Here is a 19,959-nt window from a genome sequence, read left to right on the forward strand (position 1 = left end):
CGCCGGCCGGCCTAGTATGCCCGTCAAATCAACTGCTAAAAACCTCGGTGTCCTTGAAGACCAACCTCGAGCCGGTTATCCGATCAAACAACTCGATTCTTACGAACACTCGAGCGGCGCTGGCGGTGGTCGTATCCACCCAAAACTCCCAACTTCCCAGATCGTCGTCTTTCTTTTCGGCCGTGAATGTGAGCGGAAGAGGATCGAGATCCTCCGACTCGCCCAATCGTTTACCGGAATCGGCGTCAAAGACGGACCATCGCTGCGCCAGGTCGATGTTGCGGACACCGTTCACCCTGAAATCAAAATGAACCACCCCTCCGACACGGTCCAGAAACTCGCGTTTCGCCCGCCGGAACTCCTTCAAATCACGCTCCCCGACCACTCTCTCGACGGTCGGATGATTGAGATATTGATCCAGGGTAACGTTGGGTTCAACGGCTACCTGAGCAATCTCGACCAGGTTGCCGGTGGAAGGGGCGAGGTTGGGCCTGACGATAAAGAGCGCACCCAATAGGCCCGTTACTACGCCGATGACTCCAGTCGTTAGACCGAGCATCGTTGAAGCCGCAGGACTCCATCGCCCAAAGACCGCCCCGGCACTATTCCTCCTCGGACCCTGGTCCTGGGAGCGCTTTCTTTCCTTCTTGCCGGCTCCGGACTCGGATTCGGCGGCCGGTTCTTGCCTGGATCTGCGCCGGCGCACCTAGGGCGCCCGTCTGCGCAACAAGAACCAGATTCCGAGGACCACCAGGACGAATCCTGCAGTCCATATCGCCGCAGCGGCGGCACCATCGGCAATCGGTGCGGCAAGATTTCGCAGGATCCATCCGGGCTCATTCCGGGATCCATTCTCCGGCGGATTGACCCTTTGATCCTCGTCTCGCCGAATCCCGGTCCCCGTGGGCTCGGGGGTCGGTTCAGTCGGATGTTCCGCCGGCGTTGTTTCAATTGGTCGGTCAGGTTCGGCTCCCCCACCGCCCTTCGGGTCCTCTTTCCTTACGTCCTTGGCGTCATCCTTGAGCACCTTCATGTTGAATGCAGGCTGCAGCGAAACTATCGGCGGACATGCAATCTGTGTAGGTTCCTCCACGATGAACAAACCCGAGGCGAAGACTATGGGCGCGGTTTCCTGCGCAGGAGCTTGCATGACTTCGCCGCCGGTACTCTTGCGAACCGTTGTAACCCGGTAGCGAAGCGGGACGTCGGCCGGGGGACTTTCGTCCGAATATGAAGAAGGATTCGATTCCTGCCTTATTTCTTTCGGACCGATGACCTCAACAGAACTGAGCGGGACGAACGGTTCCTTTCCTACCGAGCGCTCAATGAGAAATTTCCCGATGTCCAGGTAACGCCTCTCTGCGCACCAGTAAAGGCGGATGGTTGCACCCAAGCGCTGGGCGCGGAGAAATTGGACCGGGAGGGGACGATTGTTGATATCGAACTCAATTGATGCTTGTTCCGAGTCGGCTTGTCCGCCGTGGAGCGACACGATTGCAGAGAGACGGTACCGCCCATTGCTCAGGTAGGCGCCGTCGACGAAGCCCGGGTACTCGTAGATAACGGGGTAGTCCGTGTCCCATCTACCCTCGACAGTCAGTTCTCGCGGTGCCTCGTCGCCATCCCAGCTCTGCAGGGTCAACTGCTGGCTCCACTTTGGAAAGACCGGGCCCACCGACTCCACGTTTAACTTGAAGCTGCGGATGGGTTCAGCGCTGCGAGCGTTGACAACAATCGGCACAGGCCCGCCCAGATAGGCCCCGTTACCCGGGGAAGCAAACGAGAGTTCGATTTGGGGCCTGGTATCGGAGCCGGCGGAGTGCGCCGGAACAGCCGAGATCAACAAGGTGCTGAGTGCGCAAAGCAAGAAGAGTCGCTTGACTGGTCCCATGACGGTATCGCTCTTTGTCTGCCAACAGCTCGGCTAAGCCTACCCATCCGGGCACTGAAGTTGATCGGCAAAAGTACCCATTTACCGCAAGCAAAATGCCTCAAAATCTCGGCGGGACCGTTGCACGGTATCCTTGATCCACATGACGTTCCAGGATGACTTCGACACCATTCTCGTTGTCGACTTCGGGGCCCAGTACTCCAAGCTCATCGCCCGGCGGGTGCGCGAGTGCCACGTCCTCTCCGAGATCGTGCCCCACGACGTCACCGCGGCCGAGATCGGCGAACGCCGGCCCAAAGGGCTGATCCTCTCCGGCGGCCCCAGTAGCGTTTACGAGCCCGGCGCCCCCGCAATCGACCCCGGCCTGTTCGAGCTCGGCATTCCGGTCCTCGGCATCTGCTACGGCCACCAGGTGATGGCTTCGTCGATGGGCGGAGTCGTCGCCCGGGGCACCAAGGGAGAGTTCGGCAAGGCGGACCTCAGCGCCACCGGCGGGCTGCTCTTCTCCGAGCTCCCGCTGGAGCAGCAGGTCTGGATGAGCCACAACGACGCAGTCTCCGAGGTCCCGCCCGGCTTCACGGCGGTCGCCAGCACCACCTCCTGCCCGGTGGCGGCGATGGAGGACACCGAAAGGGGCCTGTTCGGCGTCCAGTTCCACCCCGAGGTCGTCCACACGCCGTACGGCACCGAGGTCATCCGAAAGTTTGTCCAGAACGCCTGCGACTGCCTGCCCGGCTGGACTGCGACCAGCGTCATCGAGGCCGTGGTGGAGCAGATCCGGGCTCAGGTCGGCGACGCCCGGGCCGTTTGCGGGCTCTCCGGAGGAGTGGACTCGGCGGTCGCGGCGGCGCTGGTCCACAAAGCCATCGGCGACCAGCTCACCTGCATCTTCGTCGACCACGGAATGATGCGGGCGAACGAGGCGGAGAAGGTCGTCGACACCTTCGGCCGGCACATGGGCATGGAGCTCATCCACGTCAAGGCTCAGGACCGGTTCCTCAGCAAGCTGGAGGGCGTCGCCGACCCCGAGACCAAACGCAAGATCATCGGCACCGAGTTCATCCGGGTCTTCGAGGAGGTCGCCTCCGAGGTCGGCCTGCGTGACGACATCGCCCCGGACGGCACCCCGATCGCCCGCGACGGCTAGCCCGTGGGGTTCCTGGTCCAGGGGACGCTCTACCCGGACGTGATCGAGTCCGGCGGGACCAACGATGCCGCGGCGGTCATCAAGTCGCACCACAACGTGGGCGGTCTCCCCAAGGACATGAAATTCGAGCTGGTCGAGCCGCTCAGAAACCTGTTCAAGGACGAGGTCCGCAAGATCGGCGAGGAGCTCGGCCTGCCCGAGGAGATGGTGTGGCGCCAGCCCTATCCCGGACCGGGACTGGCGGTGCGCATCATCGGGGACATCACCGTCGAACGCCTGGACATGGTCCGGGCGGCCGACGCGATCGTCATCGAGGAGGTCAAGCGGGCCGGGCTGTACAAGGACCTGTGGCAGTCGTTCGCGGTCCTGCCGACGATCCGTTCGGTGGGCGTCCAGGGCGACTCCCGCTCCTACGGCCACCCGGTGATCATCCGGGCGGTCACCTCGGAGGATGCGATGACGGCCGACTGGGCCCGCCTGCCTTACGAATTGCTGGGACGGATGGCGAACCGGATTGTCGCCGAGGTTCCCGGCGTGAACCGGGTCGCATACGACATCACCTCCAAGCCGCCGGGCACCATCGAGTGGGAGTAGGGCCTCGCATCCCGGCTTGAAGCTCCGGCTGCTGGGCTTCCTCGCCCTCCTGGTGCTGCTCGCCGGGTGCGGGCAGGACCCCAACGTGGAGCCAGACGACCCGACACCCACCGAGGCCTCCCCGGCGGCCAGCGAGTCCCCTGCGGCGAGTCCTCCGGCCGCTGCAGCGGACCTGCAGGGAGACCCCCGCCTGGAGAGGGTCGGTTCGTTCAACCGTCCGATCCACGTCATCTCTCCGCCCGGCGACAAGAGGCTCTTCGTAGTGGAGCAGGAGGGCCGGGTGGTCGAGGTGGACGGCGGCAGGGCCAAAAGCCCGCCGTTCATCGACATTACCGACCGGGTCGGCTGCTGCGGCGAGAGGGGTCTGTTCTCAATCGCCTTCGCCCCCAACTACGCCGAGAGCGGCCTCGCCTACCTCAGCTACACGAACACCCAGGGCGACAGCCGCATCGACGAGTACAAGGTAGACCCGGGCAACCCCGGCCGGCTGGACCCGGCAACCCGGCGGGAGATCCTGGCGGTGGAGCAGCCTTTTTCCAACCACAACGGCGGGCTGATCGCCTTCGACCCCACCGGCATGCTGATGATCGGTTTCGGCGACGGCGGAGGGGCCGGGGACCCGGGCAACCGGGCGCAGAACCTCAACACTCTGCTAGGCAAACTGCTGCGGATCGACCCGAGCAGGCCTTCCGGCGACCGGGCCTACGGCATCCCCGCCGACAACCCGTTCGTCGACCGGTCGGGCGCCCGCCCCGAGATTTGGGCCTACGGGCTGCGAAACCCGTGGCGGTGGTCGTTCGACCCCGAGACCAAGGACCTGTTCATCGGTGACGTCGGCCAGAGCTCCATCGAAGAGGTAAACTACGCAGCACCGGCCGACCAGCCGGGCGCCAATTACGGCTGGCGGAAGTTCGAAGGAAACGAAGAGTTCGCAGAGGGCGAACGGATCGACGAGTCACGCCTGATCCGTCCTATCCACACCTACCCGAACTCTTCTGGCAACTGCTCGGTGACCGGCGGAGGCGTCTACCGAGGAAGGGTGGCGCAGCTCAAAGGTTTCTACCTGTACGCCGACTACTGCGGCGGCGTGGTGCACGGCTTCAAGGTGCAGGGCGGCCGTGCGGTGGAGAGGAGGACGTTCGACGAGCTGAGCGCTGCGAACCTGTCCTCGTTCGGGGTCGACTCCGAGGGCGAGGTGTACATCACCTCGCTCGAGGGCGACGTCTACCGGATTACAGCCGGCTGAGAGACGCGCCGCATAACGCGGCAGTTGCGCCTCTCAGCCAGGTTATTGAATTTGGCGGCCCACCTGGCGCCGGCATCGACGTTCATGGTGACCAGAACGATTGCGAACAAGGCCACGCCCAGAAGGATGCTTCCGAAGAAGAGCGCCAGTCCGACGCAAGCGGCCGACCCGAAAGCGAGAAGCTGGGTGCCGGTGCCGGGGGAGGCCTGGAACTCTGGAGCTTCGTCGTCGGCGAAAACTGCGTTCTGGGTCATGGTGTTCGAGCCTCCTGGGTTGGGTTTGTTTAGCTCCCAACCTATGAGGGCGGCGTTACGGATACTTCCGTGGGATTGCGGAACCGGTTACGGAGATTGACTAGGCCTTCGGCGCCTGGATCATCTTCAGGGACTTGGTCATCTCCAGGTAGGCGTCGTCGCCCAGCCACTTGCGCCACAACGCAACGCAGAACTGCTCGACGATCTGCTGGCGGGTCTTGCTCCGGAGCAGCGACGACTTGTCCGCGTTGCTTAGGAGCTGTTTGAACAGCGCCTTGTGGGTGTCGGCGGCCCGGTCCCCGGTTGAGGTGGCGGGAGCGGCCTTCCGCGCCATCTGCTTGATCGACGCCGCTTCGGCGCTTGATTCGAGCAACTTCATGTAGTCGGTGATCAGCTTCTCGGCGTCGCCCTCCGCCTCTTTCATCTTCTTGTCGAAAAAGCCCATGATCGCCTCTCTGTTGAACCCTTATTGGAATCCTATGCCGGGGACGGTTCCGGTGTTGTTTCCGGCTCCGCCGGCTGGGGAGGGATCTCCACGTCGGCGGCGAACGGTGACAGCAGGAAGGAGAACCTGGCCACCTGGGGCGCCCACTCCTGGTAGGGGCGGATGGTGGTCTGCTTCACCTTGGGCAGCAGGTCCTTGAGAGTTGTAGCGATCTCGTCCCACGCCGGTCTGTCGGCCGGGGGGATGGACGCCAGCAGGGCATTCTCGGCCACGATTGTCGTTCCGCTGTAGTAGTAGTTGGGTGCGAGCCCCTCGACAAACTCCTTCCACGATCCGCCGGCCGGCCGGTGGAGCAGGCCGCCGAGCCTTATGTCGCCTCCGTCGGGCCGGGCAGTGATGATGTGGCCCAGGATCTTCGGGTGCGCGGTCAGGATCGCAAGGAGCTGGGCCACCGCCTGGTACTCGCCGGGGTGCTTCTCGGTGCCGAGGAACTCGGAAGCTTCCTCGACGCTGCGGGCGGAGCGCAGCATGCGGTAGAGGTTGAACATCCGCTTGGCCGACCTGGGGGTCCTGACCAGGTCGCCAAGCTCATCGAGGAACTCGAGCTCCCGGTCGGTGAGCGGCTGGATGACGGGTTGTTTGCCGGTGGCGAGGTTGTCGACCGCGGAGCCCTCCTGGCCGGTGAGCGGCACCGCTGCGGCGGCGATGGTGGCTGCAGCCTGTGCGGCGTCCGTGGCGGCGGGAGCCTGCTCGTGTGTTGCAGGAGCAGCCTCCGCAGTGGGTTCCTGGGGTTTTGTCTCGACTGGTTGCGCCGGCTGAGCCTCCTCCGGGGCCGGGCTTTCCGATGGGACGGGTGCCGGGTCCGCCTGAACGACGGCTTCGACGGACGGGGCTGCCGGCTCGGAGGATAAATCCGGGCTGGGGGCCTGTTTGGAGGTGCCGTAAGCCATGACCCTCAGCAGCTTGGAGAATCCCTTCTTGTCCATGGCGGGCAGCACCAAAGGGATGTTGAAGATCTTCTCCAGGTAGTCGTTGGGGGTCGAGCCCCGGAACCCATCCTGTTCGACCTCGTCCGAAGCCCCCATGATCCCCTGGTACCGCAGCCGGAGGGAACGCTGGAGCCAGCGGGGGTCGACTCCAACCACGACGACGAACAGGTTCATCGCCAGCAACAGGTGGACCGCCTGCAGAACGTCGACCACCTGGGCGGGCTCGCAGCGGTCGAGGTCGTCGATGTACAGGACAATTCGGTCGAGCGGAGGCGGCTGGACGGCCTGGTCGGTGGCCGGCAGCGGGGTGTCCCGCTCCTTGGTCCAGGAGGCGATGAGCGCCACCAGCTGTTCGAAGTCCTTCCGGATCATCGATACGATGCCGAGCTGCTGCTGGTACTCGGCGCTGGCGGCCCGTTCCGCCAGAAACGCGTAGAGGCGGGAACCCGGGTTGAGCTCGGCCAGCTCCCGGCCGAGCTGCCCCACCTTTGCGACGACCTCGTCGAGCTGGGCGCTTGCGACCTGGACCCCAGCCTCGGCGGCCTGAAGCTCGCCGATCTTGTCCTTCAGTTCGTTGCTCGTCGCCGTCCGTTTCAGCTCGCGGGCTTTGACCATCCCGCTCTGCAGGGCGACCATGCCCTGACGGAGCCCGGACAGGAACTTCGTCACACTCGTCGCGGCCGCGGCGATCGCAGCGAGACCGGCCCATTTGAACTCCACCTGATCGGCGATCAGTACCGCTCCCACCCCCAGGAGTAGCAGGAGCACCAAAGTCACAGCCCGCCCGGTAGACCACTTGGCCGAGGCAAGCAGCTGCCAGGTTGAGCGGGCGTCCCGGTGGGTGCCGGAAAGCTCGTCGGCCAGCCGCTGGATTTCGTCCTCCTTGTTCAGACCGAGCTTGTCGGCGGCCACGTCGAGCTGCTTTTTGACCTCGGGATCGGCCCACAGAGCCTTGGCTACTCCGATGGCCGACGCCTCGTGGTTCGCCCTTTCCGCCTCTAGCTCACCGCGGAGCTCCTCGGCCCGGGCCCGGGCCTGGGCGGTGCTCTCCTCGAGCTCCTTGCGCTTGTTGAGGGTGCGGCCCAGCTCCTCCCGCAGTTTGTCGCGCCGGTCGGAGTTGGGGTCGGCGACGCCGTCCCGGCCCGCCAGCTGCTCGAAGATCTCGTCGGCGAGGCTGGCCCACAGGTTGGCGTCCGAGTAGTGCCAGGCGTTGAAGTTGATGTGGACGACGTCCGAGAGAAAGGTCGAGCCCGGCTCGCCCGAGCGGGAGGTGAGTTCGCCGATCTCCTGCTGCAGGAGCCTCATGAAGTAGCTCTTGCCGGTGCCCCACTCCCCGAACAGCCCGACCGACAGCGGCATCGGGGTGTTGCGGTCGGCGATGGCGAGGGCGAGCATCGAGACGTAGATCTGGACATCCAGCTCGTCGACGAATTTGGTGGCGCCGTCGAGGGAGGGGACCGCGTCGCCGCTGAGGCCCCCGCTGAGGAGGAAGTTGGCGGGTTCCGAGGTTTCCTCGGGGCCCGGCTCGGGTTCGGTGGGCGGCTCGGCCGCCTCCGGGCTGGCGAGATGCTCGTCCGGCGGAGCAGGTAGATCGAGGGCGGCGGCCCACCAGGGGGGCCACGGCTCTGAAGAGGTGTTGGGACGAACTGCCTGGATGGCCAGGCCCAGCCGGGACTGCAGCTCCTCGCCCGAGATACCCAGTACCAGAGGAATGGCACCGGAAAGAACCTCCACCCGGCCCGAGACGCAAGCGACCAGCAGGTGGACGACACCGACGGTCGAGCTGTGATCCACCGCCGCCATCTCGGCCGATGTGCCCAGGATCTGGGGCAGCGGCCACCTCATAATCCGTCCAAAGTTCACCGGGGCCGGGTCCAGAAGGCTGAAGTCGCTGATGGTCCCGGCGGAACCGGCCAAGCGGCGGAGCGCCGCGTCCCGTTCGGCGTACGGGCGCGAGCTCTCCAAGCCGGGCAGTTGATCGGTGAAAGCCACTGCGACGGCATCCCGGTTGGCGTCGACTGCGATCTTGAGTGCCGCCACCAGAACCGCTGGAGGTCCCGGTACCCGTTCGGGGTTGTTGCCCACCAGCCTGGCGGCGAGGGTCATCACCTCGGCGGCAGTCGGGCTCAGTAGATGGTCGCCGATTCTGACCGGCATCAACAAGGCCCTCGTTGCTGCGTCCAGGACCCCGGTTGCCGGCAGACCCTCGTTGTTCTGGAACCGCTTGACGGCGGACTCGGTTCCGGAGCTGTAGATGCCGTTCGGCGCGCCGGAGATCAGTCCCGCCGAGGCGAGGGCTTCCTGGAGCTCCGCCACGTCGGGTCCTTCGCTGGCGCCGTGCAGCATCCGGCGCAGCGGGAAATCGCGGAGAAACTGGGCTCCGTCCCTCTCGCTCAGTGCCCGCCAGGTCGGGGGGCCCGTCATCCCGTCATCCGGAAATCCCACCTCAAGCTGGAACGCCCTGATGGCGGCCACCGTCTTCGGGCCGTAAACGCCGTCCACCGGGCCCGGGTCGTATCCGGCGTTGAAGAGGGCGGTCTGTAGGTTGGTGACGTCCTCGCCCTGGCTGGCCGGACGCAACTCCCTCGGCTCTTCGGGCGTGACCAGTTCAGACATCGCAGGCGGCTTTCACTCTTCGACGAATCATAGTTTCCCGTTTCCCACCCGGCGGTCACCTCTCCGAGGGATAATTACAAGGTGAGCAGTACCGAAGGTTCTCTGCTGGACGATCTCAGCGGTCTCAACACTCCCCAACGCGAGGCGGTTACCCACGGGAATGGGCCGCTTCTTATCGTCGCGGGGGCCGGGAGCGGCAAGACCGCCGTGCTGACCCGCCGGATCGCCAACCTGATCAACGAGCGGCAGGTCTCGCCCTTTGCGATTCTCGCCATCAGCTTCACGAACAAGGCGGCCGGCGAGGTGAAGGACCGGGTGGCCGGGCTGGTCGGCCCGGTCGCCCAGAAGATGTGGATCGGCACCTTCCACTCCGCCTGCGTGCGGATCCTGCGGGGCAACATCGGCAGCCTCGGCTACAAGTCGGCCTTCACCATCTACGACTCCGCCGACAGCGACCGGCTCATCTCCTATGTGATGAAGGACGCCAACATCGACCCCAAGAAGGTCAAGCCCTCGGGCGTCCGCCACGCCATCAGCCGGGCCAAGGACGAGATGATCACTCCGGAGATGTACGTCGCCCGGGCGGCCCACTGGATGGAGCGGCAGATCGGCGAGGTCTACACCCACTACCAGCGCCGCCTGAAAGAAGCCAGCGCCCTGGACTTCGACGACATCATCAACTTGACCGTGCGCCTGTTCCAGGAGTTCCCCGAGATCCTGGCCCACTACAAGGAGCGCTTTCAGCACATCCTGGTCGACGAGTTCCAGGACACCAACGGCGCCCAGTTCGAGCTGGTGCGTCTGCTGGGGGCCCCCGACGGCAACGTCGCGGTGGTGGGGGACATGGACCAGTCGGTCTACGGGTTCCGGGGCGCCGACTACCGCAACCTCGCCCGCTTCGAGGAGGCGTTCCCCACGGCCAAGGTCATCACGTTGGAGCAGAACTACCGGTCGACGCAGCGCATCCTCTCCGCGGCGAACGCGCTTATCGAGCACAACCACGCCCGCAAGCCCAAGAACCTGTGGACCGACTCCGGCCCCGGCGACCACGTGGTGGTCCACCTGTCGGGAAACGAGCACGACGAGGCGGCGTTCATTGCCATGGAGATCGAACGCCTGAGGGAGACCGAGGGGCACCGGTTCAAGGACGCTGCAGTGTTCTACCGCACGAACGCCCAGTCCCGGGTGGTCGAGGAGATCTTCACCCGCTTCGGGATCCCGTACCGCATCGTCGGCGGCCAGCGGTTCTACGACCGTCGGGAGGTCAAGGACCTGCTGGCGTACCTGAAAGTCCTGGTCAACCCGGCCGACGGCGTCAGCCTCCGGCGGATCGTCAACACGCCCCGGCGGGGGATCGGCGACCGGACCATCGCCGAGCTCGAGGCGTTTGCCGCCATCAGCAACATCACGCTGTACGAGGCCATCGCCACCGCAGAGCACAACCCCGCTCTCACCAAGCGCACGCTGGGCGGCCTGCTGGCGTTCAACAACCTCATGGCCGAGCTGCAGGCGTATCGCCGGGACGGCGCGTCGGTGCGGGACATCGTCCAGGTCACCTGGGAGCGGTCGGGCTACATGGCGGAGCTGGAGTCGGAGAGGTCGATCGAGGCCCTCGGCCGGGTGGAGAACCTCAAGGAGCTGGCGGGTGTGGCCGCCGAGTTCCAGGACCGCGTCCCCGACGGCACGCTGGAGGACTTCCTCGCCCAGACCTCACTGGTCAGCGAGCAGGACGAGTACGACGAGGAGGAGTCCACCGTCACCCTCATGACCCTGCACAACGCCAAGGGTCTGGAGTTTCCGATTGTCTTCCTCACCGGCCTGGAGGAGGGCGTCTTCCCGCACATGCGGTCGCTCACCGAGCCCGACGAGCTGGAGGAGGAGCGCCGGCTGGCGTACGTCGGCATCACCCGGGCCCGTCAGCGCCTCTACCTGACCCACGCCTGGAGCCGCTCGCTCTGGGGCGGGGTCAACTACAACCCGCCGTCGAGGTTCTTAAAGGAGATCCCGGAGGAGCTGGTCAAGCGGATGGGGGAGAAGCCGCGCCGCAACGGAGCAAATTCAGGGTACTCGGGTGGCACGGGGGGCAACACCGGCTACTCGGGCAACCGCTACCCCTCCCGTCCCGTCTCGACCACCCCCACCCGCTACCCCAACCTCGAACGGGCCACCGCCGGCTGGCGGATCGGCCAGGAGGTCTCGCACACCCGCTGGGGGTCCGGGGTGATCACCGCCCTGACCGGCAGCGGCGAGAAGGCGGAAGCTAAGATCTGGTTCAGCGACATCGGCGAGAAGACCCTGCTGCTCGCCTACGCCCCGATCAAGGCAATGGACTAGTCGGAGCCGGCTTCCGGCGCCCCGGGTTCGCCTGAAGGCCTCCTGCGACGCAACGACAGGACCAGCGCCAGCGCCAGAAGTGCAGATCCCACGGCGATCAACGCCTTCGGTGCGATCGACGCGAAAGCCGAGCGTTCGGGCACTTCGCCGGCGAGCTCCTCGGTAACTGTCCACTTCGCGTCCATGCCGACCTCCACACCCGCGAGCGACCGGAGGTTCTCGGGAACCGCCTCCAGCAGCTCGGGCGGAATCTTGTGGACGTTCCCGGTGAGGTTGGCGGTTGCGTCGACCTCGGAGCTGATGAGCACCCCGGTCTCCCGGTCGACCACCGACCGGTGGTTGAGCTGCACCGGCCCCTGTAGGTTGAGGGAGACGACGCCTTCGTTCTGGGCCGGGTTGTTGCACGCGGCCAGCCCGAGGAGCGTCATCAGGCAGGCGATCACCATCCGGGTTCCACGGCGTGACCGCCTCCGGGCCCTCTCCGGCCGCCTCCGCTGCGCCGGGATGGCTTTCAGCGGCAGGGGCGGCATGAGCGACTCGTAGGTCGACCCCTCGGGGAACAGGGCGCTGAAGATCGTTCCGGCGAAAAAGTCGTTGGGAACCGGCTTCTGTTTGCCCTGCAACGCCTCCACCGCGTTGTCCATCGCTCGGACCCGGAGCATCCCGTCGTTCGATACGTGGACGCCTTTGACCCTGACCACGTCCCGGCCCTCCTCTGTTGCAGGGCCCTCCACCGTTATCGACCCGTCGACGGTCCGGTGCCCGAGCGACCAGCCCGAGGGCAGCGCCGCGGTGTCGGTGAAGCTCTCGCCGTCCTGGTAGTCGTCCGATGGGATGACCGGGTTCAGCAGGTGGGACCAGATCGCCAGGTCGACCATTCGGATGGCTCCCGGGTCGCCGAATGCCGAGATCGCCTCGGCGTCGGTCAGGTCGGGGTCCCCGTTTGAGTCCTCCTTCAAGATCACCTGCATCTGGCCGGACTCAGGCCGCAGCTGAAGCTCGCGGCCCAGGGCGGACTCCTCCTCGGCTTCCGCCAGGAACCCCTCCGCTTTGGCCTCGGTGACCTCAACCGTCACCAGCGGGCCGTCGTCGTCCTCGGTGACGCTCTCGGTGAGGACCAGTTCCAGGGTCCCGCTCACGGGGTCGGCCGCCTGGGGGCCTTTCGGCTGCAGGTTCTGCGTCACCTCGACCCGGTAGGAGAGCTCGTCGCCGTCGGAGTAGGCCCGGGCGTTGCCGCCTGCCATCTTCCGGGCCATGCCGGGCAGCGCCACCTCTTCGTGGTGGCCGGCCTCCGTCGTGGGAGCGGGGGCGTCGACGGGCCCGCTGTGGGGGGTTTCGTCCGCCCGGGCCGCGCCCATCGACGAGCCGAGGGCCAGAAGCGTCGCCACCAGGGCGGCCAGCATCCGGGTCCCCAACGTCAGGGCCACAACTAAGCCGCTCCGGGGGAGCCGGCTTTGGCCAGAACCTGCTCCCGGGCCGCGGCCAGGGACCTGAGCAGCGCTCCGAGCCGGGGCGGGCTGGCGACCAGGCCCGGCGCCAGGCCCCGTTCCTCGAGGGAGACCGACGCCACCGACCCAACCGACGCCAGGAACACCCGGTTCTGCAAAGCGTCCTGAAGTTCCTGCTCCCGGCCGATGTCGCGGGCGACCTGGAACAGGTTGCGCACCTGGGGGGCGCTGGTGATCACCAGCGCGTGGACCCGCCCTGCGGCCAGCTCCCGGACCAGGTGGTTCGCCGGCCCCCGGTCGGCCGGGATCTCCCAGTGGTAGGTGGCCAGCTCGACGACCCGGGCTCCCGCCTGCTCCAGCGGGTCGGTCAGGCCGGGGACGCGCTCGCCGTGGCGTTGGACCGCCACCACCTCGCCCCCGGCGACCCTGTCCTGCATCCAGGCTGCGATCTCCCTGGAGGTCTCGCCCTCCGGCACCCACTCCGGGGTCAGCCCGAAGCCGCGCAGCGCCGACGACGCCTTCTGCCCCCGCGCCACCACCCGGGCCCGGCCCAGCGCGGCGAGAAGCGGGTCCAGCAGGTCGTGGTCCCCGGCGATCGCAAACCATCGTTTGGTGCCCACGCCGGTCAGGTGGACCGACCAGCCGGCGGGGGAGTCGATCACCTCGCGGGTGGCTGCGAGCACCGGGGCCGGGTCGTCGACCTCGACCTCCTCAACCGTGGGGCCCAGCAGCGGGATCCCGCCCCACCGTTCGATCAGCTTGGCGGTCTCGGTCGCCCTCCGGCCGGCGGGAACGCCCACGACCATGCCCGCAAGGCCCCCCGGCACGGGTTGTTCAGACTCAGAGCTCAACGCAGTCGTGTCCTAACGGTCGTGGTGGGCAGTCCATTTTAGGGGGCTTGGGGATGTAGGCCGGGTAGACTTTTTGCCATGACACTGGACGAGGCCCGGGCCCTCATGCACGAGTGGGTCTCGAGCGAGGCTCTCCGCATCCACATGGAGGCGGTGTCGGTCTGCGTCGGAGCCTACGCCGACCGCCTCGACCCCGACGACGCCGAACGCTGGCGGGTCGCCGCCCTGCTCCACGACTTCGACTACGAACGCTTCCCGACCCTGGGCGACCACCCGTTCGTGGGCGTCAAGGAGCTAGAGCGCCTGGGGGTGGACGAGGATATTCGCAACGCAATCCTCGGACACGCCGACTTCAGCGGGGTTCCCCGGGAGTCCCCGATGTCCATAGCCCTCTACGCCTGCGACGAGCTGGCCGGCTTCATCGTCGCCTGCTGCAAGGTCCGGCCGAACGGGATCGGGGACCTGGAGCCCAAGAGCGTCAAGAAGAAGCTGAAAGACAAGGCCTTCGCCGCCGCGGTCAACCGGGAGGACATCTCCCGGGGGTTCAACGAGCTGGGCCCGGTCTGCGGGGAGCCCGACCCGGCCGCGTTCGGCACCCAGCACATCCAGACCTGCATCGACGCCCTTCGGGGTGAAAGGGAGCGGCTGGGGCTCTAGATCTCGACCTGGATCTCGTCGCCGACGACCTTGACCGGGTAGGTCAGGATCGCCTCCGGAGGGGGGCCGTCGAGAACCTCGCCGGTGGTGATGTCGTACTCGCCGTCGTGGCAGGGGCAGATGATGGTGGTGCCGCTCAGGTCTCCATCGGCCAGCGAGCAGTGCTCGTGGGTGCAGGTGTCGTCGAAGGCGTAGTACTGGTCGCCGACCACCGCGATGGAGATGAGCTGGCCGTCGACGTCGAACTGCTTGACCTCGACCTCCTCCATGTCGCCGACCGTGGTTACCGGAACAAAATCACTCATCCTCACCCTCCCGACTGTCCCCTGCTGGGATATTAGGTGAAGGCGCCTCGTCGCTCCAAGGGTATTTTGGCGGGAGATTGAGGGCGCCCAGGACCTCGGCCCACTCGTCGGGGGTCGGTTCCTCCGGGATGAGCGCCATGAACAGTCGGGAAAGCTCCGGGTCGGTGTTGTTGAGGAAGGCGATCATGCCGACGCTGACTGGGTGCGACGGCCGCGAGACGACCTCGATGGTGTCGCCGGCGCCGACGTCGCCCTCACGGACGATGGCCAGGTAGGCGCCGGCCCGCCCGGCGTTTTTGAACCGCCGGACGAAATATGGTTCGCCCATCTTGGCCGCCAGCTTCCAGCAGGGCGTCCGCGGCTGGGTGACCGCCAGCAGGGCGGTCCCGACTGCCCACCGCTCGCCGATCAGGGCGTCGACGGCCGATATGCCCTCGATCGTCAGGTTCTCCCCGAAGGTAGCCGGGGGGAGCGACCTGCCCAGCTCCCGCTCCCACCAGGCGTAGTCCTCCACGGTGTACGAGTAGACCGCCTTGTAGGGGCCCCCGTGGAACCGGCGGTCGGCCTGGACGTCGCCCTCGACCGAGTTGCCGGACAGCCGCACCCGGCCCTCGACCGGCTCCTTGAATATGCCGGTTTTGTGGGGCTTGCCGCGCAGCTCCAGCTCGCGGACCTGCCCGACGTTGACGGACCGGACCACGCCCTTGCCGTTGCTTTCCATGCATAGATAGTAGTTGCGGCTACGACCCTAGTTAGGATTCGGCGGGTGAGCGAAGAGGTGTACCTGCCGGAGCCTGCGTCGTGGATGAGCCCGGGGGTCGCGGGGATCGGCCTGGCCAGCTTTTTCTCCGACGCAGGCCATGAGATCTCCACCGCCCTGCTGCCCGACCTGCTGACGGTAACCCTCGGAGCGCCGGCCTCGGTCCTGGGGTTGATCGAGGGCATCTCGGACGGGGCAGCCGGCGCGGCGAAGCTGGCCGGCGGCGCCCTGGCCGACGACCCGTCACGGCGCCGCTCGATAGCCATAGGCGGCTACTCGACGACCGCGGTCCTGGTGAGCGTCTCCGCCGCTGCGACGGCTGCCTGGCAGGTCGGCGTCCTCCGGGCCGGGGCCTGGGCCGCCCGGGGCGCCAGGGGGCCTGCGCGCAATGCGATCCTGGCCGACCTGGTCCCGCCCGCAGCCTACGGACGGGCCTACGGTTTCGAGCGGGCAATGGACAACCTGGGAGCGATCGCCGGCCCCCTGCTGGCGATTCTGCTCGTGGGGCTGGTCGGGGTCCGGAACGCCATCGCCCTCTCGATCATTCCCGGCCTCCTGGCTGCCGCCTCCATCTACTACGCGGTCCGGCGGGTGCCCCGCGCGAGCCGCGGGAAACGGGAGCCGATCCGGCTCAAGATCCGCCCGGTGCTGCAGGGTCGGCTCGGCCGGGTGATGGTCGGAGTGACCGCGTTCGAGTTCGGCAACGTCGCCGCCACCCTGCTGATCCTCAGGGCGACCGAGTTGCTGCGCCCGGAGCACGGCCGCCAGGCCGCCACCCAGCTCGCGATCGGTCTTTATGTCGCCTACAACACCGCAGCCACCCTGGCCAGCGTTCCGGCCGGGCGGATGAGCGACGCCAGGGGCACCACCAGGGTTCTCGCCCTCGGGGTGGCCCTGTTCGCCCTGGCCTACCTGGGGTTTGCGGCCGGCGGCCCCAGTGTGGTGGCCCTGGCGCCGTGGTTTGTCGCCGCCGGGATCGGCATCGGGTTCGTGGAGACCTCGGAACACGCGGCGGTCGCCGCCCTGGCCCCGGAAGCGATCAGATCCTCGGCCTTCGGCTTGCTGGCGACGATCCAGAGCCTCGGCAACTTCGCCGCCAGCGCCATTGTCGGCGCGTTGTGGAGCGCAGCGTCGCCCCGGGTGGCGTTCCTCTACGTCTGTGCCTTCATGTTGATCTCGCTCGGTGCGATCTTCGCCACCCGGACTACCAGCTGACCGCCCAGATCGCCACGTCATCCTGGGCTTCTGCTTTGGGATTGAGCTCTTCGATCGAGGTGACCAGCCCCCACTCCACGGCCCTGTCCGGGTCGGCAACCACCGGCTTGGAGCCGCGGCCGTAGAGGGTCTCGACCAGCTCGCCGGGCACGTTCGCCCGCTCGGCGACGATCCTTCGTGCCGACAGGACGTCGTTCAACATTCGCTCGCCCACGTCGTCCAGGGCATCCAGCCGTTGCGAGGAGTCGAAGCTCCAGGCGAACGGGTGGAAGTAGAACCGGGAGGCCGGTGCGCAGGTCCGGGTTGCCCCGGCGAGGAAAACCGGGACCCCCATGCTGTCGACGTGCCCGCACGCGTGCATGTGAACCGGCTGGGGCAGGGAGCGTAGGAAGTTGTAGAGGGCCAGCCCCTCCCGGGTGTCGCCGCCCTCGGTGGAGAACAGGATCGTGAGCGACTCGAAGTCCTCCTGCTCCAGAACCGAGGCAACGCGGGCCCGCAGGGCGTTCCCAGGGGTGGCCTTCAAAGGGCCGTTGAACACCAGTCGATAGTTCAGTCGAAGCCTCCAATTGAGTCCGGGCAGCGCCTACCGTAATCCATCCGTCGTTGGGCCACAGTTGCGCCTGATAATCTTTGGCACTTGGACCTACTCGAATACCAGGGCAAAGAGCTGTTTCGCAGGTGGGGTTTGGCGGTGCCTGAAGGTCATGTGGCGAGCACACCCGAGGCTGCGGCAGGGGCCGCGCGGGCAATGGGGCCCGTGGTAGCCGTCAAGGCCCAGGTACGGATAGGGGGCCGCGGCAAGGCCGGCGGGGTGAAGGTCGTTTCGAGCCCCGAGGATGCCGAAAAGGCAGCCGAGGCGATCCTCGCTCTCACCATCAAGGGATACCCGGTGCTGGAGGTCCTGGTCGAGGCCGGCGTGGACATCGCAAGCGAGTCCTACTTCTCCATCCTTCTCGACCGCACGACCAAGACCCACCTGGCAATCGCCTCCTCGAAGGGCGGCATGGACATCGAAGCGGTGGCCGCCGAGACGCCCGACGCGATAACCCGGGTCTTTGTCGACCCGTTGATCGGCCTCCAGACGTTTCAGGTGAACAAGATCCTGGCCGGTCTCGGCATCCCAGCCGCCTCCCGCCGGCAGGGGGCCGACGTGGTCCGCCGGCTGTACCGGCTGTACACCGAAGCCGAGGCGACTCTCGTCGAGGTCAACCCGCTCATAGTCACCGGGTCGGGCGACGTGATGGCCCTGGATTCCAAGGTCTCGCTGGACGACTCGGCGCTTTTCCGGCACCCCGAGCTGGCCGTCTACGCCGCCCACAAGGGGTCCGATTCCCAGGAGTCGAAGGCCGTGGAGCAGGGTCTTTCCAACTATGTGGCGCTCGACGGCGACGTCGGCATCATCGGGAACGGCGCCGGACTGGTAATGTCCACACTGGATCTGGTTGATCAAGTGGGCGGCAAGGCCGCCAACTTCCTCGATGTCGGTGGGGGAGCCGATGCGAAGGTCCTATCGAGCGCCCTGCAGCTCATCCTGGCGGACGGCAGGGCCAAGTCGGTGCTGGTGAACATTTTCGGGGGCATCACCCGCTGCGATCTGGTCGCAGAAGGAGTGGTCGACGCCCTCGGCGCAGTGGAGGTCAAAGTTCCTATAGTTGTCAGGCTGGCCGGAACGAATGCGGAGGCAGGTCGCCGCATCCTGAGTGAGGCCGGGCACCCGATGCTGGTCCCTGTGGAGACCATGCTCGAGGGGGCCGAAAAAGCGGTGGAGGCTACACGATGAGGATTTTCCTTGGTGGTTCCAAGGGGTTGGTGTTGTACGAGGACGAGGAGCTCACCCAGCTCCACAGCGAGCCGCTTCTCAGCGCGGTCAGGCCCAGCTCCAATCGACTGGTTGCAGGCACCGACTCCGGGTCGATCCTCGTCTACGAGGGCAACGGCGACGTCCGGGTGGCGGCCAAGGACCTGGGCCGGGGAGTGGAGGGCCTGGCGGTGGGGTGTGACGGCACGATCTTTGCCGGGCTGATCCCTGCAGCGATGTGGGTCAGCACCGACCAGGGCGACACCTGGGAGGAGCTCGACGCCTTCGGCAAGATCCCGAACGCAAGCTCCTGGCACGCGCCGTGGGAGACCCCGCTGGTGTCGGCTATCGCCACCCACCCCAAGGATCCGGGCACTGTCTTTGCCGGAGTCGAGGTAGGCGGCATCTACCGCAGCCGGGACGCAGGAAAGTCGTGGGCGGACCTCAACGCCCCGGTCTCCGACATCCACTCGATCCAGGTCTGCCCGGCCAAGCCGGAGCGGGTATACGTCACCACCGGGGAGGGGGGCTTCGTCTCCGACGACGAAGGCTTCGGCTGGCGGGCGATGGGGACCTCCAACAAGCGCCAGTACACGATGGGCCTGGCGGCCCACCCGTCCGAGGCCGACCGGGTGATCGTCTCCGCCGCCCAGGGCCCACCGCCGATGTGGGACGGACCCGACGGCGCCCAGTGCGACATCTACCTCTCCACCGACTCCGGCCGGCGCTTTCGCACGGTGGTCCGGGGGCTCGAAGGCGGCGTGCACCGAAAGGCGCTGGTCATCAACTCCAAGGTGCCCTCCGAAATCGTGTTCGGCACGTCAACCGGCCAGCTGTTCTACTCCAACGACGGAGGTGAGACCTTCGACGAGGAGGCCACCGACCTCGGGGACCTCAGGACCATAGTTTTTGCCTAGGTGAGCATCTTCATCGACGAGAACACCCGCGTTCTCGTCCAGGGGCTCACCGGGGAGCAGGGCCGCTTTCACGCCGCCCGCATGGCCGAGTACGGCACGAATATCGTGGCGGGGGTCACCCCGGGCAAGAGGGGGCAGCAGGTCGACGGGGTCCCGGTCTTCGATGCGGTGGAGGATGCCGTGGCGGCAACCGGCGCCAACGTCGCCGTGATCTTCGTCCCTGCGCCCTACGCCACCGACGCGATCCTGGAGTCCGCCGCCTCGAACGTCCCGCTGGTGATCTGCGTCACCGAGGGCATCCCGGTCCACGACATGGCCCGGGTGTACAACCATCTCGACTGCGGCCGGCCCACCAGCCGCCTGATCGGGCCCAACTGCCCCGGCGTTATCTCTCCCGGCAAGTCGAACGTGGGCATCATCCCGGGGTCGGTCGCGAGCCCGGGAGGGGTCGGCCTGGTCTCCCGCTCCGGCACGCTCACCTACCAGATCATG

Annotated in this window: 17 protein-coding genes and 1 pseudogene; 8 read left to right on the forward strand and 10 right to left on the reverse strand. The window is 66.7% G+C overall.

Annotated elements, in window-relative coordinates; translation table 11 throughout:
* Positions 1-28 precede the first annotated feature (28 nt).
* Together VFV09_12110 and VFV09_12115 are read right to left on the reverse strand one after the other, a co-directional pair.
* A complete protein-coding gene (locus tag VFV09_12110; GenBank protein ID HEU4868457.1) occupies positions 29-559 on the reverse strand; it encodes a hypothetical protein in 531 nt (176 codons plus the stop codon).
* Positions 560-706: 147 nt separating this feature from the next.
* Complete coding sequence (locus VFV09_12115; GenBank protein ID HEU4868458.1) at positions 707-1,642, reverse strand: hypothetical protein; 936 nt, start codon at positions 1,640-1,642, stop codon at positions 707-709.
* Positions 1,643-2,033: 391 nt separating this feature from the next.
* On the opposite strand from VFV09_12115, the pseudogene guaA reads away from it, so the two are divergent.
* Positions 2,034-3,632: pseudogene (gene guaA / locus VFV09_12120) on the forward strand (glutamine-hydrolyzing GMP synthase).
* Between the two features lie 16 nt (positions 3,633-3,648).
* A complete protein-coding gene (locus VFV09_12125; protein ID HEU4868459.1) occupies positions 3,649-4,878 on the forward strand; it encodes a PQQ-dependent sugar dehydrogenase in 1,230 nt (409 codons plus the stop codon).
* Here the strand turns inward: VFV09_12125 and VFV09_12130 are convergent.
* The 3 genes from VFV09_12130 to VFV09_12140 all read right to left on the reverse strand — a co-directional run bounded on the left by VFV09_12130 (position 4,857) and on the right by VFV09_12140 (position 9,182).
* Complete coding sequence (locus tag VFV09_12130; protein HEU4868460.1) at positions 4,857-5,132, reverse strand: hypothetical protein; 276 nt, start codon at positions 5,130-5,132, stop codon at positions 4,857-4,859. The genes VFV09_12125 and VFV09_12130 overlap by 22 nt on opposite strands.
* 100 nt (positions 5,133-5,232) lie before the next feature.
* The gene (locus VFV09_12135) at positions 5,233-5,577 is read right to left on the reverse strand and encodes a hypothetical protein (protein ID HEU4868461.1); all 345 of its coding nucleotides are present in this window, start codon (positions 5,575-5,577) and stop codon (positions 5,233-5,235) included.
* Between the two features lie 32 nt (positions 5,578-5,609).
* Complete coding sequence (locus VFV09_12140; protein ID HEU4868462.1) at positions 5,610-9,182, reverse strand: peptidoglycan-binding protein; 3,573 nt, start codon at positions 9,180-9,182, stop codon at positions 5,610-5,612.
* 81 nt (positions 9,183-9,263) lie between these two features.
* On the opposite strand from VFV09_12140, the gene pcrA reads away from it, so the two are divergent.
* Positions 9,264-11,516, forward strand: coding sequence for a DNA helicase PcrA (gene pcrA, locus VFV09_12145; protein HEU4868463.1), 2,253 nt, complete (start codon positions 9,264-9,266; stop codon positions 11,514-11,516).
* Here the strand turns inward: pcrA and VFV09_12150 are convergent.
* Positions 11,513-12,943 (reverse strand): hypothetical protein, encoded by a 1,431-nt coding sequence (locus VFV09_12150; protein HEU4868464.1) that lies wholly within the window; start codon positions 12,941-12,943, stop codon positions 11,513-11,515. The genes pcrA and VFV09_12150 overlap by 4 nt on opposite strands.
* A gap of 2 nt (positions 12,944-12,945) precedes the next feature.
* Positions 12,946-13,815 carry a uroporphyrinogen-III synthase gene (locus VFV09_12155; protein ID HEU4868465.1) on the reverse strand — a complete coding sequence of 290 codons (870 nt, stop codon included), beginning with the start codon at positions 13,813-13,815 and terminating at the stop codon, positions 12,946-12,948.
* A 78-nt stretch (positions 13,816-13,893) separates the two neighbouring features.
* On the opposite strand from VFV09_12155, the gene VFV09_12160 reads away from it, so the two are divergent.
* On the forward strand, positions 13,894-14,472 hold the full coding sequence (locus VFV09_12160; protein ID HEU4868466.1) for an HD domain-containing protein: 579 nt from the start codon (positions 13,894-13,896) through the stop codon (positions 14,470-14,472).
* Here VFV09_12160 and VFV09_12165 read toward each other — a convergent pair.
* Together VFV09_12165 and VFV09_12170 are read right to left on the reverse strand one after the other, a co-directional pair.
* Entirely contained in the window at positions 14,469-14,777 is a 309-nt protein-coding gene (locus VFV09_12165; protein ID HEU4868467.1) for a non-heme iron oxygenase ferredoxin subunit, read from the reverse strand. The genes VFV09_12160 and VFV09_12165 overlap by 4 nt on opposite strands.
* Positions 14,770-15,498, reverse strand: coding sequence for an MOSC domain-containing protein (locus VFV09_12170; protein ID HEU4868468.1), 729 nt, complete (start codon positions 15,496-15,498; stop codon positions 14,770-14,772). Before VFV09_12170 ends, VFV09_12165 begins: the two co-directional genes overlap by 8 nt.
* A gap of 45 nt (positions 15,499-15,543) precedes the next feature.
* Here VFV09_12170 and VFV09_12175 point away from each other — a divergent pair, with 45 nt between their 5' ends.
* Positions 15,544-16,752, forward strand: a complete 1,209-nt coding sequence (locus VFV09_12175; protein ID HEU4868469.1) for an MFS transporter — start codon at positions 15,544-15,546, stop codon at positions 16,750-16,752.
* Here the strand turns inward: VFV09_12175 and VFV09_12180 are convergent.
* Positions 16,742-17,290 (reverse strand): ATP-dependent Clp protease proteolytic subunit, encoded by a 549-nt coding sequence (locus VFV09_12180; GenBank protein HEU4868470.1) that lies wholly within the window; start codon positions 17,288-17,290, stop codon positions 16,742-16,744. The genes VFV09_12175 and VFV09_12180 overlap by 11 nt on opposite strands.
* Before the next feature lie 99 nt (positions 17,291-17,389).
* Between VFV09_12180 and sucC the strand changes: the two genes are divergently transcribed.
* The 3 genes from sucC to VFV09_12195 form a co-directional block, all read left to right on the forward strand.
* Positions 17,390-18,532: an ADP-forming succinate--CoA ligase subunit beta gene (sucC, locus tag VFV09_12185; GenBank protein HEU4868471.1), complete on the forward strand. Its 1,143-nt coding sequence runs from the start codon at positions 17,390-17,392 to the stop codon at positions 18,530-18,532.
* Positions 18,529-19,467, forward strand: a complete 939-nt coding sequence (locus tag VFV09_12190) for a hypothetical protein (GenBank protein ID HEU4868472.1) — start codon at positions 18,529-18,531, stop codon at positions 19,465-19,467. Before sucC ends, VFV09_12190 begins: the two co-directional genes overlap by 4 nt.
* A partial coding sequence (locus VFV09_12195) for a succinate--CoA ligase subunit alpha (protein HEU4868473.1) occupies positions 19,468-19,959 on the forward strand: 492 nt, incomplete at its 3' end.

Source organism: Actinomycetota bacterium, assembly GCA_035759705.1.
In the GTDB taxonomy this organism is placed as follows: Bacteria; Actinomycetota; CADDZG01; order JAHWKV01; family JAHWKV01; genus JAJCYE01.

Bases quoted from the DNA above. Each gene is read 5' to 3' on its own strand.
- VFV09_12170 (HEU4868468.1), bottom strand. From the start codon at position 15,498: ATGGAAAGCAACGGCAAGGGCGTGGTCCGGTCCGTCAACGTCGGGCAG.
- VFV09_12190 (HEU4868472.1), top strand. From the start codon at position 18,529: ATGAGGATTTTCCTTGGTGGTTCCAAGGGGTTGGTGTTGTACGAGGAC.
- VFV09_12135 (HEU4868461.1), bottom strand. From the start codon at position 5,577: ATGGGCTTTTTCGACAAGAAGATGAAAGAGGCGGAGGGCGACGCCGAG.
- VFV09_12130 (HEU4868460.1), bottom strand. From the start codon at position 5,132: ATGACCCAGAACGCAGTTTTCGCCGACGACGAAGCTCCAGAGTTCCAG.
- VFV09_12165 (HEU4868467.1), bottom strand. From the start codon at position 14,777: ATGAGTGATTTTGTTCCGGTAACCACGGTCGGCGACATGGAGGAGGTC.
- VFV09_12140 (HEU4868462.1), bottom strand. From the start codon at position 9,182: ATGTCTGAACTGGTCACGCCCGAAGAGCCGAGGGAGTTGCGTCCGGCC.
- VFV09_12110 (HEU4868457.1), bottom strand. From the start codon at position 559: ATGCTCGGTCTAACGACTGGAGTCATCGGCGTAGTAACGGGCCTATTG.
- VFV09_12160 (HEU4868466.1), top strand. From the start codon at position 13,894: ATGACACTGGACGAGGCCCGGGCCCTCATGCACGAGTGGGTCTCGAGC.